The organism is Streptomyces sp. PL-29, from assembly GCF_058344425.1.
The window spans coordinates 4,000,212-4,013,954 of the sequence record NZ_CP136996.1; the positions used below are offsets into that span (position 1 = coordinate 4,000,212).

Consider the following 13,743-nt stretch of genomic DNA (forward strand, 5'->3'; position numbering starts at 1 on the left):
CGGCATGAGCGAAACGAAGATCGCGCTGGTGACCGGCGCGAACAAGGGCATCGGGTACGAGATTGCGGCCGGGTTGGGCAGCCTCGGGTACCGCGTGGGCGTGGGGGCCCGTGACGAGAGCCGACGCGAAACCGCCGTCGGGAAGCTACGGGCCCTCGGCGTGGACGCGTTCGGGGTGCCGCTGGAGGTGACCGACGACCGGAGCGTCACCGATGCCGCGGAGCTGGTCGAACGGCGGGCCGGGCGTCTGGACGCCCTGGTCAACAACGCCGGCATCTCCGGCGAGATGGGCCCGGGGTGGGAGCAGGACCCGACCGCGCTCGACCTGGACGTGCTCCGCACGGTCGTGGACACCAACGTCATGGGGGTCGTCCGGGTGACCAACGCGATGCTGCCACTGCTGCGGCGCTCGGCCTCGCCGCGCATCGTCAACGTCTCCAGCAGCGTCGGCTCGCTGACCCGGCAGGCGGACCCCGACATCGAGATCGGCCCGATCATGGCGGCCTACGCGCCGTCGAAGTCGTTCCTGAACGCCCTCACCGTCCAGTACGCCCGGCAGTTCACCGGTACGAACATCCTGATCAACGCCGCCTGCCCGGGCCTGGTCGCCACCGACTTCACGGATTTCCACGGACCCCGCACCCCCGTACAGGGCGCGGCCACCGCGATCCGGCTCGCCACACTGGCCGACGGCGGCCCGAGCGGTTCGTTCTTCGAGGACAACGGCGTCGTCCCCTGGTGATGGCGAACCGCCCTGCCCCGACGAAGCCCCGGCGGGTGCGCGAAACGGTCCGAACGGACCGGATCGGATGAGACGGCGACGCCTGCATCCGGGCGGCAGACCGGTCCCACAGTGCAGTTGACTGTGCGTCAGGATTTGGCTCCGCGGTGTGACGAGCCCCGCGGGGCGACGAGATTTTTTGTTGCGTGTTCGCGCCCTGCCCGGGTGCCGGAGATCCGGACAGTGTGCGCCCCGGCGGTCGTGCCTCACTCCGGGCGTCGCTGACCTGCGCCGGGTGCTCGGCCCGGGCGTGCGCGGAAGGTCGAAATGGAGGGCGGCGAAGCCGGATATCGGACACTGAATGATCAATTCCAGCCGACCGTAATCCCTGTTGCAAAGGGAATTGGCGTTTGACATGCGATCGGGGTGGCCTAGCCTGGTTCTCAGCCGACCGGGGGGAAGGGCTTCGGCTGCCCTGCCCTCTCACTGCATCAGTCATCACCCGAAGAGGGGGACTAGCGAGTGCTCAGTAAGAGGATTTCGGCCGGATTCATCGCGATGGCAGCCGTCGTCGGCGTCATCGCCGCGGCGCCATCCGCATCGGCCGTGGACCGTACCTGCTACGACGGCAACTTCTGCATCTACAAGGACCGGGACTTCTCCACCAGGAACTCGATGTACCGGACGAAGTACGAGTCCGCCCGCTGGGACATCGACATGCCGGCCGTTTACGAGGCCGACAGCTCCTGGTGGAACCGGCGCAGCCAGTCTTCCAAGACCTACGGCGGTCGCTGGATGTCGTTGGGCGTCGAGATCTGTCTCATTCCCGGCGGTTCCGTGAACTACTACTGGGACGCCAACGACGATGGTGCGAGCAACACGCTGAACGACGGCTCCCGCTGCTGACCATCGCTCGAAGGCCGGGCCGTTCCCGCCTCGCGGGGGCGGCCCGGCCGTACCTTCCGGAGGACACGGACATTGAACAAGCGCACCCGGGTTGTGACGGCGATCGCGGTGATGGCGGTGGTGACGGGCTCCGCCTCGGCCTGCTCGGAGAAGTCCCCCCAGGACATGGAGACGGCCCGCAGGGCACAGGCCGCACTCGACAGCGCCAACGAGGCACTGGAGCAGGAGCGTGAGGCCGAGGGCAAGCTGATCCGCAAGTGCATGAACGATCAGGGTTTCAAGGTCTTCCCGTCCGACGGCGCCAACAGCAGCAAGGGCAAGAAGCGCGGCGAGGACCTCACTCCGACGCTGGAGACGGCCCGCACCGTGGGCTACGGCGCGGACCCGCGCCGGTCGGACAACCAGAAGTCCCAGGAGGTCGGCGACGACTTCGACGCGTTGCCCGAGGACGTCAAGCGGGCGCACAGCATGGCCATGGACGGCTATGTGGACAAGCCCGAGGGCGGGGTCGAGTTCGACTTCGGCGGCGGCAAGGTCATGGTGCCGTCGAAGGGCTGCCGCGGCGAGACCCTCAAGGCCGTGTACGGGGATGTGAAGGAATATCTGCGCCTCAACTGGACGGTGTACAACACCGTGAAACAGGACAGCGCGCATATTCTCGCCGACGACGACGCGTATCAGAAGGCTTTGACGGAATGGGCCTCCTGCATGAAAGTCGGCGGCTATGCGGAGATTCCGACCCCCGAGAAGGCGAGGGAGGCGGCGCTTTCGCATTACGAGAATGTTCCGGACGGCGATACCGCCGCACTCGATATCGCGCAGCGTGCCGAGATCAAACAGGCCACCACTGATGCCGAATGCGGTACGAAGGTCGGGCTCAACACGAAGGCCCGGGAGGCCAAGAGCAAGGCGTCCGCAGATTCCCTGGTGAAGCACGAGGCGGAGATCACCGCCTGGCTGGAACTCATCACGAAAGCCAAGGCCAGGGCGCAGGAACTACTGCGAGAGACGCCGTAGTACCGTGACGAGCCTCGAACGCCCCGCAGGGGCCCGGGCGGCGGCCGAGCCGTCCGGCGGGCGGGCCCGGCACAGGTCCAGGCGGGGCCTGGTCATCGCCGCCGTCGTCATCGTGCTGTTCGGAAGTTCCGGATCCGTCTGGTGGATCGCGTCCCAGGCCAGAACGCCCGAGCAGCGTGCCTCGAACGCCGCGGCGCCGCCGCCCTCCCGGATCACGGGGAAGGTCTCCGACCGGCAGCTCGTCGAGACGATGGAACTGACCGGGAAGGTCGAGACGGCCTCCCGGACCACCATCACCGGCGTCCAGCCGCAGGGCACCAGCCGGGCGGTCGTGACGGCCCTGCCCGCGGCCTCGGGCAAGAGCCTCAAGGCCGGCGCGGTCGTCGCCGAGGTGTCGGGCCGCCCGGTCCTGCTCCTCCCGGGGCGCTTCCCCGCGTACCGAGACCTGAAGGCGGGCGACAAGGGTCCGGACGTGCAGCAACTGCAGCGCGCCCTGAAACCGTTGTACGGGACCGCGGTGAACGGTACGTACGGGCAGGCCACCGTCGAGGCGGTGCGCAAGCTGTACGCGGCAGCCGGGTACGAGGCGCCTTCCGGGGAGGGGCCGCGTCAGGTCGCCGGCGCGAGTGGTGGCGGGAGCGGTGGCGGGAGTGCCCCTTCGGGCACGGCCGCCGGCGCCGCCGCCCCCCGCGGCGGCGCGGAGACCGACGGCGGCACGGGCGCGGCCCCCGCCACGGGCGGAGCCGCGAGTTCGGCGCCCACCCGCCGCGCCGCCGCACCGTCTGCTTCCGGACCCGGCACACCCGGAGAAGTGCTGCCGGCCGCGGAGGTCGCGTACGTCAGCACCCTGCCCGCCACGGTGGTCCAGGTCACCGCGGCGGTGGGCGACGCGGCCGACAAGCCGCTCGTCGTCCTCGGCAGCGGCGGCCGCCAGGTGCGGGCGTCCCTCACCGCGGACCAGCGCGCCCGGCTGCGCGATCTGCCGAGCGACGCGGTCATCCGCTTCGGCACCGGCCCCTACGAAGGCCGGGAGGGCAGCCTGGGCTCCCTCGCCGGACCCCCCGACGCCGGAAACGGCGATCATCAGGGGAACACGAAGACCGGCGGACCGGACGGCGGGAGCACGTCCGGCGCCGGCGCCGGTACCGCGGGCGGGGGCTCCGGCGGCGGTGACACGGGCCGGCACGAGGCGCTGTTCGTCCCCAGCGGTGCGGAGGCCGAGGAGGGGGCGTCCCAGCGGATCGCCGTCGAACTGCGGCGCAGCCCCCAGGGCGCGCTGACCGTTCCCGTATCGGCGGTCTGGACCGACCTCGGCGGCTCGTCCACGGTCACCGTTACCGAGAACGGCAAGGAGCGCAACGTCCCCGTCGAGGTGCTGTTCACCCACGAGGGCCTCTCCGCGGTCAACGCGCTCGACGCGAATCTCGGCGCGGGCGAGACGGTCGTCCTGGTGCGCCGCGGAGGGGCGGCGGACGGCTCCGAAGGGGGCTCCGATGGCTGACCCGGCCCCCGTCATCGAGATGGCCGGCATCGCGAAGACGTACCCGGGGCCGCCGCCCGTGCACGCGCTGACCGACGTCACGCTCGACATCCTGCCGGGCCGGCTGGCCGCCATCGTCGGCCCCTCCGGTTCGGGGAAGTCCACGCTGCTGAGCGTGCTCGGCCTGCTCGACGTCCCCACCCGCGGCAGCTACCGGCTGGAGGGCCAGGACACCACCGACCTGTCCGAACGGGCCCGCACCGCGCTGCGGGCCTCGACGCTCGGCTTCGTCTTCCAGGCCTTCCACCTGGTCCCGCACCTGACCTGCGTACAGAACGTCGCCCTCCCCCTCGTGCACCTCGGCGTGCCCCGTGCCCGACGGCGGCCCCAGGCCGTGGCCGCCCTGGAATCCGTCGGCCTCGGGCACCGACTGGACGTCAGGCCCACCACCCTGTCCGGCGGGGAGCGGCAGCGGGTCGCGGTCGCTCGGGCGATCGTCCACCGGCCCGCCGTCGTGCTGTGCGACGAGCCCACCGGCAACCTGGACACCGCCAACTCGGCCCGCGTCATGGACCTGCTGACCGGACTGGTGGCGCAGGACCGGGCCGTCGTCGTCGTCACCCACGAACCCGACGTGGCGGCCCGCGCCGACCGCGTCTTCAAGGTGGTGGACGGCCATGTCGCGTAGCAGGGGGAGGCGTGAGAGGCGTGGGACGGGCGCGGTGGGGACGGCGGCTCCCCGCACGTCCGCCGCGGACCTGCTCGTCCAGGCGTTCCTCGCGCTCTTCGGCCGCCGGTTCCGCACCCTGCTGACGATGGTGGGCATCTCCGTGGGGCTGGCCGCGGCACTCGCCACCCTGGGCATCACCGCCAGCGCGGCCGGCGCCGTCTCCGACCAGTTCGACGCCCTCAAGGCGACCCGGGTGACCGTCAAGTACCCGTCGGAAGAAGTCGCCGGTATCCGGCCGCGGCCCGACGGCGGCGACACCCAGCGGGTACGGGGACTCAACGGGGTCCGCGCCGCGGGCCTCGTCAGCAAGGCCGGTGAACGGCCGGTGGTCTCCCGGCTGCCGTCGGACACGTCGAACGACCTGCCCGAGGGCACGGTCCTGGCGGCGCAGCCCGACGCGCTGTCGGCCATGTCGGCCGAACTCACGCAAGGCCGGTTGTTCGACACCGGGCACGATGCCCGGCGGGAGCGCGTGGCCCTGATCGACACGGCCGCCGCGTCCCGGCTGACCGTCGGCGACGGGGCCGGTAACTCCGTGATCCACGTCAACGGCGTCGCGTTCAGCGTGCTCGGCGTCTTCCGGGCTCCCCCCGGCGACACCGACCTCACCGGCTCCGTGATCGTCCCCTACTGGGCCGCCCTCCAGGACCCGGCCGGGCTGGGCTTCGCCCCGGCGGAAATGATCATCCGTACGGATCTCGGCGCCGCCGACCAGATCGGCGCCGAGGCCCCCTTCGCCCTGGCCCCGGGTGCCCCGGACAAGCTCGTCGCTCTGGTGCCACCGGACCCCCGGTCCCTCCGCCAGGGCGTCGAGTCGCAGACCCGGGCCCTGTTCCTCGGGCTGGCCGCCGTCTCCCTCGGCGTGGGGGCGCTCGGTGTCAGCAACACCGCCTACGTGTCCGTACTGGAGCGGCGCTCCGAGATCGGCCTGCGCCGGGCCCTGGGCGCCTCCCGGCGGGCCGTCGCCGGGCAGTTCTGCATCGAGAGCGGTCTGGTCGGGCTCGCCGGCGGGGTCGTCGGCACGGTACTGGGCATCCAGATCACCGCTCTGACCTGCCTGGCCAAGGACTGGCTGGTGGTCCTCGACCCCGCCCTCACGACGGCAGGCCCGCTGGTGGGCCTCTTGGTGGGGCTGGCCGCAGGGCTGTACCCGGCCCTGGCGGCCGCCCGCATCCTGCCCGCCGAGACGCTCCGGGCGGGCGTTTAGGCCGGGCGTCAGTCGCGCTGGAAGAACTCCACCTCCGCGAGGGCGAGGGGGCCCTGTGGGTCCGGGCCGGCGGGTTCCCGGAGGGTCAGCCGGACCGTCGTGGCGTGGCTGATGCCGAGGGGGAACGTCTGGGGGCCCGGTTTGTCGCTGAGGGCCAGCTCCTCGTGGACCGTGGCACCGTCCCGGTCCGTCACCTCCAGGTCGATGCGCAGGGCGCGTCCCTGCTTGGCGTACTCCTCGGGTGCCGTCGAGGCACCGTTGGTGACGATGACGTCGACGAGCCGGAACGGCGTGCCGAAGGTGTACGTCACCGAGGCGCCGGGGCCGGGCACGCCCCAGTAGCGGTTGCTGAGCCCGTCCGTGCTCTGGGTCACCGGGTGGCCGGGCAGCTCGGCGCTGGCCTCGGCGCGGGTGGGCGTCACCGCCTTGGCCTTGCCGAGCTTGTCCAGGGTGTCCTCCACCAGGTGCCGTCCGGCGGGCAACAGCAGGAAACCGGCCGCGCACAGGGCCAGTACGACGGCCAGGACCACCAGGAAGCGGGTCAACCGTCCGGAGCCGGCGCGGGCCCGGCGGCGCAGCGGCCAGACCGTGCGCCACCACGGGAGGGGCGCGGCGGTGGGGGAGGGCGCCAGCGGCGACGCACAGCGGCGGCAGAAACGACGGTCGGGCGGGTTGGCGGTGCCGCAGGCCGGGCATGGCACGCCGGCGACGTCGTCGCCGGCTGCGAGGGGCCGTACGACGGGGCGCGGCGCGACCGGCACGGCGGGCAGCACCGGAGCCGGTGACGCTGCCGCGGGGGGCGCGGGGGGCCGCGGCGCGGGCGGAGTCGGCCGCGCCGGAGCAACCCGGGCGGGCCCGGCCGCCCCGTCCTGGTCGCGGGCCGGTCCCGCCGCCCCGGCGGAACCGGCCTGGTCGGAACCGGTGGAACCGGCCCGGTGGGACCCGGTCCCGGCGGGTGCGGACCGGTCGGGCTTCCTGCGCAGCCAGGACAACCACCGATCCGCGACACCGCGCGCGGGCACCGCGCGAGAGCCGGATTCCAGACCGGATTCCGCCCCGGTGGCCGTCCGGGCGGAGTCCCGTTCCGGGACCGTTCCCCGCTGGGACGTCCGGTCTTCGCAGGCGGCATCCCGGGCGCCGCCGACCTCGGTCGTGTCCTGCCGGGACGGCGCTTCGTCCTGCGGGGAGCCCTCCCGGGGCGCGCTCCCGTCGGGGGTGTCGCTTCGGGCCGTGCGCTCCTCGACCTCGCCGGTCTGGGGCGGGCGTCCCGGGGCCGCGGCCTCCCCTGCCATGCCCGGGGGGCCGGCCGGGAGTGCGCCGCCGTCCTGCGGGGTGCCTTCTCGGGGCGCGGCGCCCCGGACCGTGTCCTCCTGGACCGGGGCCTCCTGGACCGTGTCCTCCTGTGGCTCGCCCTGCCGGGGCGCGCCGGCCCGAGGAGTGTCGGTGACCGGCCGCCCCGCGCCTTCCCGGCCCGTCCCGGGCGGGGTCTCGTGAGGCGTTCCGCCCAGGGGCGGCGTACCCGGAGGAGGGCCTTCCCGGCGGGGTGCGGGAGGCGTGCCGGGGCCTGGGGGGACGTCGTTGGGGGTGACGTCGTCGGGGGTGTTCTCCCGGGCCGGGGTGCGGGCCGGGGAGGACCAGTTCAGGTACGAGCCGCAGTTGGTGCAGAAGTCTTCCGTCGGGGCGTTGGACGCCCCGCACGCGGGACACGGGCGCATTGCCGTCAGCTCCCTTCGGGCGCGGGCGGGCCGGACAGGATCTCCACCCGGCAGACCGTGTGCACGGGGCACAGGCTGCGGACGAGGGCGCGGACCCGGTCGGCGTCCACGCCGTGCGTCCCCTCCGTGCTCTCCGCGCCCTCCGTGCCTTCCGCGCCCTCCGTGCCGCGCGGCCAGACCCGTACGAGGACCTCGCCGGCCACCGCGGGGTTCGGTTCGGTGCCGGCCGTGCGGGACCAGACGGCCGCGCCGTCCCCGCTGACCTCGGCGGACAGGCCCAGCACCAGGCGCAGGGCCTCGACCAGACCGCGCCGGGTGCCGCGCCACCGGTGCAGTTCCACCGCGCGGGCCACCGCCTCGCGCCGCAGCGCGGTCGGCCAGTCGGGGTCGTCCGCGCCGCCGACCCAGGAGGCCAGCCAGGACAGGAAGTCGGCCGGGGCGAGCCGGGGGTCGAAGTATGCGGGCAGGCTGTCGAGAGTCGTGAACACCGGGGCCAGGACCGTGTCCAGGCCCGCGGTGAACCGCTGGGCGAAGTCGTCGTCGGCGTAGAGCGCGGGCAACTGCTCGCCGATCGGGTGCCGGCTGGGCAGGCCGGGCACGGCGGCGCGGCTCATCCGTGCACCTCGGGTTCCGTCACGACGACCTGGTGCTGGTAGGAGAAGACGAGCGTGCCCGCGCCGATGTCGATGCGGTCGACCGGGGCGCCGCGCCGACCGGTGATCGGGTCGGCGGCGAACAGCCGGATCTCCTCCACCAGGACGTCCCCGACGGCGCGTTGCAGGACGCCGAACACCTCGCCGTACTGCACGGGCCGGCCGAACGGCCAGCCCGTGCCGTCGGGTCCGCCGTGCAGCGGGTTGAGGTGGCGGAACAGCGCGGCGAGCGCCGCGTCGCGCACCCGGTCGGCGTCGGCGGCCGGCGCCGACAGTCGGGCGACGACGGTGACGCCCTGGTAGACGGGCGGTTCGACGACGAGGCCGGTGCCGATCAGGCGCCGTTCGTCGAGGGCCGCGGTGATTGCGGCGAGGACCTGATCGGACGGGATGAGCTGCTCGAAGCGGAGCCGGTCGTCCTCGTCGGCGACCGCGTCCGGGACGACGAGGACGCGGACCGAACCCGCGCCGCGGTCGCCGTCGGCGGCGGGCAGGCAGCGCACCCGGCGCACCGAGGGCGCCGTCCGGCGGGCGATGATCTCGTAGTCCTCGGCGGTCACCGCGCGTTCCTGCATGCGCAGCGCCTCCGGGGCGCGCAGTTTGGCGTTGTCGACGGTCTCCCCGGCGACGCCGCCGCGTGCCGCCTCCCGGTTGACGACCCGGGCGATGTAGGGGACCGAGCTGCGCAGTACGGAGATCGCACCGCGCGAGACGTTGCCCGCCGGGCCGCCGCCGGTGCGGTAACCGGCCACCCGGATGTGGGAGCCCTTGGGCGGTACGGCGCCGCAGGCGCGCAGGCTGCCGTCGGCCTCGCGCAGCACCGGCGGGAAGGTGAACTCGCCGGTGGTGGCGTCGACGCGGACGTGCCGGTCGTCAGGACCGGAGCGGCCGAAGTGCTCGACGACCTCCCAGCGCTGCCAGCCCTCGGGGGAGGACACCTCCACCACCGGCGGTTCCCCGTCGAGCAGCACGGGCGGGCGCCCGAGCCGGAAGCTCTGTCCCGCGACGCCCTCCGACGCGCCGAGCGGTACGTCCCGCACGCGTTCGGCGTGCTCCACCGTCATGGTGCCGCCGACGGTGAAGACGGCGGCTTCGCGCACGGTCGGGGACTCGGAGTAGAAGGGCTGGCCGGGTTCGGGTTCGGTGACCCGGCAGCGCAGCCAGCCCGCGCGGGTCCCGCTGATCACCGAGGTGGTGTGCCCGGCCGGGACGTACACGATGATCTCGCCGGGCCGGTTGAGGCCGCCGGTGCTGTCGGAGTCCGTGGCGCAGCGCTGCCACCGGCCGCCGTTCCACGCCTCCCACACCAGCGGGGGCTGGCGCGGGTCGACGCCGACGCCCTCGACGCGGCTGTCCAGGCGCACCGCGACGACGCAGCGTGGCACCGCCGTGGGCAGTCCGAAGAGCAGGGCGTCGCCTGGTTCGGGCACGGCCTGGAAGCAGGGTATGTCGCGGCCTTCGGCAAGTGCGCCGGTCCGGTCGGCCGGTTCACCGGTGCGGGGCGCGGTGACCAGCTTCGTCAGCTCGCTGGGCAGGATCCGCAGGTCGTCGGTGGTGGCGAAGACCACGACCTCCTCGGTGTCGCCGGCCGCGGTCGCCACCTCGGTCGTCACCTCGGTGCCCGCGGGCAGGGTGACGGTGTCGGGCTGGGGGGCCGACAGCCAGAAGTCGACGTCGGCGGTGGCGGCCGACGGCGGGTACAGCCGGATGCCCAACAGGTCCAGGAACGCCAGGTAGTTCTTGTCCGGGACCCGGTTGAGCCGGTACAGCAGCTGGTCCACGAGGTAGGCGAACGTCTCGATGAGGGTGACGCCCGGGTCGGAGACGTTGTGGTCGGTCCACTCCGGGGCGCGCTGCTGCACGTACCGCTTCGCCTCGTCGACGAGCTGCTGGAACCGTCGGTCGTCCAGGTTGGGGGAGGGCAGGGCCATCAGTCCGCGACCATTTCCTCGGCCCCCTCCTCGGAGGGGATCGTGTAGAAGGGAAAGACCAGGTTGCGCCGGTCGTTGGTGGTGCGCACCGTGTAGTGCACATCGATGTAGAGGGTGCCCGCCTCGACGGAGTCGAAGGCGACGGCGACGTCGTCGACCGTGATCCGGGGCTCCCAGCGTTCCAGTGCTTCGCGCACCTGCTGGGCGATCCGGCCGGCGGTGTCGCCGTCGCCGGGGGCGAACACGTACTCGTGGATGCCACAGCCGAATTCGGGCCGCATGGGCCGTTCGCCGGGCGCGGTGCCCAGCACGAGGCGGATGGCCTCTTCCAGCTCGCGTTCGCGTTCGACCATGGCGATCCCGCCGGTCGGGCCGACGCGCAGGGGGAAGGCCCAGCCGCGTCCGATGAACCGTTCGCTCATCACACGCCTCCGATCAGGACGTCCGGGGCGCCGGTGAGGACCATCGCGCCGCACGCGGTCTGGTCGCGGGCGCGTGCGGCGGGCAGTCCCCCGATGAGGACCGTCCCCGAGGCGAGGGCCGTCGGGTTCGGCATGACCACGTTGGCCGGTCCGAGGGCGGCGTGCGGCGGGACCACGCAGACGTGCAGGCTGCCCACGACGGCGGCGGGCCGGCCGCCGATCAGCACCGTGGCCACCGCCGCGGCGGCGCCGGGCGGCGGAGTGGCGAGCCGGCCACCGTGGTTGGTGGGGTCGCCGGTACGGGCTGCGGCTGGCATCGGGTGCTCCTCGGAGACGGCGGTCGGTGTGTAGGGGGCTGCGGGGTCAGTTGATACGGATGAGGCGGGCCTTGAGGACGGCGAGCAGGCCGCCGTCGACCGTGACGTCCGAGGTTCCGGAGACCTTCACCGACCGGCCGCCGATGCTGACCCCGGCGGTGCCGTCGATGTCCACCTGGCGGCCGGACACCTTCACGGTGCCCTGCCGGGCGTCGAGGGTGATGCCGTCCTTGTCCATGAGGACGGAGGCCGCGGGACGGCCCCGGCCCGCGTACACGGTGACCTCGATCCGGTCCCGGCGGTCGTCCATGCGTACTTCGAGCCGTTCGTCCCCGGTCACCAGCCGCAGCCCGGACGGGCCGGGCGCCGCCGCGTCCAGCAGTTCCACCCGGTGGCCCGAACGCGAGACGATCGAGCGCCGGTTGACCTTGCCGCTCGTCGCGTCGACCAGCGGTACGTCGTGCGGCGAGGGCTCGTCGACGCCGTTGTAGAGGCCGCCGATGACGTACGGGCTGTCGAGCAGGCCCTGCTCGAAGCCGACCAGTACCTCGTCGTTGACCTCCGGGCTGACCACCCCGCCGCCGCCCTTGCCGCCCCACTGGACGGTACGGACCCAGTCGGAGACGTATGTGTCGTCCAGCCAGGGGAACTTCAGCCGGACCGCGCCGCGCTGGGAGCCGTTCGGCTCGCGCACGTCCGTCACCACGCCGATCGCCAGACCGGGTATGCGCGGCCCGCGGCCCGGCGCGTTCGCACCGGTGACCAGACCGGTCAGGGAGCGGTCCGGGCTGGCGCTGACCCACACCGTCGAGCGGAAGCCGCCGTGCGGCTCCAGGACGTGCTGGACGGCCGTCGCCGTGTACCGGCCGGAGAACGCCTGCCCGACGTTGCCGAGTGCGACCGGCTTGCCGGCGCGCAGCAGCGGGTTGCCCTCGGCCACCGCTTCCAGCTCGCCGAAGCCGGAGCTGATCTGGGCCGCAGCCGCCTTCGCGACCGCCGTCGTCTCGGCCTGTGTGCGGTACGGGGTGTCGGTGACGGACACGGACGCCGCCCCGAAGCGGGTGGCGGACTGCGGGGCGAGGCCCGGCACCACCGTGTCGCTGACCACGGACGGCTGCTCGGCGACGAGCGGCCGCTTCGTGGTCACGTCCCAGCCGCGTACCTGCACCTTCGAGGCGCCGTCGGCCGCCGACAGGGCGGCCCGCAGGGCAAGGAGGTTGCGTCCGTACTCCAGGACCATCGGGTCGCGCACCGCCGACGTCGACGGGGAGGGCGCACCGGACGCCTGCACGGGCCGGGTGAACTGGAGCACGCCGTTGTCGTCGACGCGTACCTGTGCGCCGCTCTCACCGGCGAGGAACTGCAGGAAGTCCCAGTCCGAGACGTTCGCCTGGGACAGCTGCTGGTACGTGACCGGCGCGGCCTCCACCTTCCCGACGGCCAGGCCGGCTCCGGCGGCCACCTTGCGGACGATGGCGGCGGCCGTCATGTTCCGGTAGGCGACGACCTTGCGGCCGCGCTGGAGGCGGTGCGCCGTGGAGTAGGCGCGTACGACGGTGAACGAGCCGGTGCGGTCCCGGTCGATCTCCAGGGCCGTGACCTCGCCGTTGAACAACCGCTCCCGGGCCTGCCCCTTCACGGTCGCCACCGACACCCGCAGCGGGGTGCCGATGGTGATGCCGGTGGCGCGCAGGAACTCGTGGTCGGGGTCGCGGTAGGTGAGCACCGCCGTGTCGGGCAGGCCCACGTTCTCGTCGACCACGCAGCTGACCAGTTGCGCCGTCCAGATCTGCGGCAGTTCGCCTGGGGCTTCCACGATGGGGTCGGCCGCGAACGACCGGCCCCCCGACTCCGACCCGCTCACCGCTGTTCCTCCTCGCCGTGCCGGTCCCGTGTGGCCGGCACGACGATCTCGGTGCCGGGGACGAGTGCCATCGGGTCGTCGATGCCGTTCGCCTCCGCGATGGCCCGCCAGGCCGTCGCATCGCCGTACTCGCGCCAGGCCAGCATGGCCAGGCTGTCGCCCGCCACCACGGTGTGGGTGCTGCGGGCGGTACGCGAGCCGGAGGTCGGGTTCTGACCGGGCGGGTCCACGCTCGCCTCCTCGATGGACAGCGAGCAGGTGGCCCGCAGCGGCTTCCCGTCCACGTCGAAGAGCGTGTACGACACCGACAGGTTCGACAGGACCCCGTCGAACGACGTCGTCCGCGCGCTGCCCCACTCGAAGCGCACCCAGGGGCTCGCCGGCTTCTTGCGGCCGAGGCTGGCCGGGGTCGGCACGCATGCCTTCATCAGCTTCTCCACCGCCTGTTCCACCGAGTTGTCGTGGGTGGCGGTGGCATCCAGGAACACGTCCAGGCTCAGCGTGCGCGGGCCACTGCCGACGAACTCGGGCAGGGCCGACTGGCCCGCCATCCGAGACGGGGAGCGCCGCCACTCGGTGGTCTTGCCCAGCTGCAGGGTCGAGGGGTTGAACTGCAGGTCGAGGCGGGCGATCGTCCCGCCGGGCCTGGCTCCGACGGAGGCCGGGGGCTCCTTGAGGGTGAGCTGGGCCCGGGCGCGGCTGGCGCGTGCCGAAAAGGCCATGCCGTGGACTTCCTTCCGGGGCGGGGGCGGGGGCGAGGGCTGGTGCGGGTGCGGGGCG

The 13,743-nt window shown here is 73.3% G+C and carries 13 protein-coding genes; 6 read left to right on the forward strand and 7 right to left on the reverse strand.

What is annotated here, in order from left to right; genetic code table 11:
- Window positions 1-4 precede the first annotated feature (4 nt).
- The 6 genes from R4Z63_RS18380 (at window position 5) to R4Z63_RS18405 (ending at window position 6,061) form a co-directional block, all read left to right on the forward strand.
- Complete coding sequence (locus tag R4Z63_RS18380) at window positions 5-742, forward strand: SDR family oxidoreductase (protein WP_037918726.1); 738 nt, start codon at window positions 5-7, stop codon at window positions 740-742.
- 537 nt (window positions 743-1,279) lie between these two features.
- Complete coding sequence (locus tag R4Z63_RS18385; protein WP_037918730.1) at window positions 1,280-1,627, forward strand: peptidase inhibitor family I36 protein; 348 nt, start codon at window positions 1,280-1,282, stop codon at window positions 1,625-1,627.
- Between the two features lie 72 nt (window positions 1,628-1,699).
- Window positions 1,700-2,644, forward strand: a complete 945-nt coding sequence (locus R4Z63_RS18390; protein WP_157840190.1) for a hypothetical protein — start codon at window positions 1,700-1,702, stop codon at window positions 2,642-2,644.
- 4 nt (window positions 2,645-2,648) lie between these two features.
- A complete protein-coding gene (locus R4Z63_RS18395) occupies window positions 2,649-4,145 on the forward strand; it encodes a peptidoglycan-binding domain-containing protein (RefSeq protein WP_384446280.1) in 1,497 nt (498 codons plus the stop codon).
- On the forward strand, window positions 4,138-4,812 hold the full coding sequence (locus R4Z63_RS18400) for an ABC transporter ATP-binding protein (RefSeq protein WP_384446282.1): 675 nt from the start codon (window positions 4,138-4,140) through the stop codon (window positions 4,810-4,812). Before R4Z63_RS18395 ends, R4Z63_RS18400 begins: the two co-directional genes overlap by 8 nt.
- Entirely contained in the window at window positions 4,802-6,061 is a 1,260-nt protein-coding gene (locus R4Z63_RS18405; protein ID WP_384446284.1) for an ABC transporter permease, read from the forward strand. Before R4Z63_RS18400 ends, R4Z63_RS18405 begins: the two co-directional genes overlap by 11 nt.
- 8 nt (window positions 6,062-6,069) lie before the next feature.
- On the opposite strand, the gene R4Z63_RS18410 is transcribed toward R4Z63_RS18405, so the two are convergent.
- The 7 genes from R4Z63_RS18410 to R4Z63_RS18440 are packed head-to-tail and all read right to left on the reverse strand — an operon-like array spanning window position 6,070 to window position 13,685.
- Window positions 6,070-7,776, reverse strand: coding sequence for an NADase-type glycan-binding domain-containing protein (locus R4Z63_RS18410; protein ID WP_384446286.1), 1,707 nt, complete (start codon window positions 7,774-7,776; stop codon window positions 6,070-6,072).
- A 5-nt stretch (window positions 7,777-7,781) separates the two neighbouring features.
- Window positions 7,782-8,390, reverse strand: coding sequence for a phage tail protein (locus R4Z63_RS18415; protein ID WP_384446288.1), 609 nt, complete (start codon window positions 8,388-8,390; stop codon window positions 7,782-7,784).
- Window positions 8,387-10,360, reverse strand: a complete 1,974-nt coding sequence (locus R4Z63_RS18420) for a putative baseplate assembly protein (protein WP_384446290.1) — start codon at window positions 10,358-10,360, stop codon at window positions 8,387-8,389. Before R4Z63_RS18420 ends, R4Z63_RS18415 begins: the two co-directional genes overlap by 4 nt.
- Complete coding sequence (locus tag R4Z63_RS18425) at window positions 10,360-10,782, reverse strand: GPW/gp25 family protein (protein WP_037918745.1); 423 nt, start codon at window positions 10,780-10,782, stop codon at window positions 10,360-10,362. The genes R4Z63_RS18420 and R4Z63_RS18425 overlap by 1 nt, the downstream gene beginning before the upstream one ends.
- The gene (locus R4Z63_RS18430; protein ID WP_384446292.1) at window positions 10,782-11,099 is read right to left on the reverse strand and encodes a PAAR domain-containing protein; all 318 of its coding nucleotides are present in this window, start codon (window positions 11,097-11,099) and stop codon (window positions 10,782-10,784) included. The genes R4Z63_RS18425 and R4Z63_RS18430 overlap by 1 nt, the downstream gene beginning before the upstream one ends.
- Window positions 11,100-11,145: 46 nt before the next feature.
- Window positions 11,146-12,963, reverse strand: coding sequence for a VgrG-related protein (locus R4Z63_RS18435; protein ID WP_384446294.1), 1,818 nt, complete (start codon window positions 12,961-12,963; stop codon window positions 11,146-11,148).
- Window positions 12,960-13,685, reverse strand: a complete 726-nt coding sequence (locus R4Z63_RS18440) for a CIS tube protein (protein ID WP_037918754.1) — start codon at window positions 13,683-13,685, stop codon at window positions 12,960-12,962. The genes R4Z63_RS18435 and R4Z63_RS18440 overlap by 4 nt, the downstream gene beginning before the upstream one ends.
- Window positions 13,686-13,743 lie beyond the last annotated feature (58 nt).

What these genes read in the sequence shown, in the direction of transcription:
- R4Z63_RS18400 (WP_384446282.1), top strand. Translation starts at nt 4,138, where the DNA reads ATGGCTGACCCGGCCCCCGTCATCGAGATGGCCGGCATCGCGAAGACG.
- R4Z63_RS18420 (WP_384446290.1), bottom strand. Translation starts at nt 10,360, where the DNA reads ATGGCCCTGCCCTCCCCCAACCTGGACGACCGACGGTTCCAGCAGCTC.
- R4Z63_RS18430 (WP_384446292.1), bottom strand. Translation starts at nt 11,099, where the DNA reads ATGCCAGCCGCAGCCCGTACCGGCGACCCCACCAACCACGGTGGCCGG.
- R4Z63_RS18405 (WP_384446284.1), top strand. Translation starts at nt 4,802, where the DNA reads ATGTCGCGTAGCAGGGGGAGGCGTGAGAGGCGTGGGACGGGCGCGGTG.
- R4Z63_RS18415 (WP_384446288.1), bottom strand. Translation starts at nt 8,390, where the DNA reads ATGAGCCGCGCCGCCGTGCCCGGCCTGCCCAGCCGGCACCCGATCGGC.
- R4Z63_RS18440 (WP_037918754.1), bottom strand. Translation starts at nt 13,685, where the DNA reads ATGGCCTTTTCGGCACGCGCCAGCCGCGCCCGGGCCCAGCTCACCCTC.
- R4Z63_RS18385 (WP_037918730.1), top strand. Translation starts at nt 1,280, where the DNA reads ATGGCAGCCGTCGTCGGCGTCATCGCCGCGGCGCCATCCGCATCGGCC.
- R4Z63_RS18425 (WP_037918745.1), bottom strand. Translation starts at nt 10,782, where the DNA reads ATGAGCGAACGGTTCATCGGACGCGGCTGGGCCTTCCCCCTGCGCGTC.
- R4Z63_RS18380 (WP_037918726.1), top strand. Translation starts at nt 5, where the DNA reads ATGAGCGAAACGAAGATCGCGCTGGTGACCGGCGCGAACAAGGGCATC.
- R4Z63_RS18410 (WP_384446286.1), bottom strand. Translation starts at nt 7,776, where the DNA reads ATGCGCCCGTGTCCCGCGTGCGGGGCGTCCAACGCCCCGACGGAAGAC.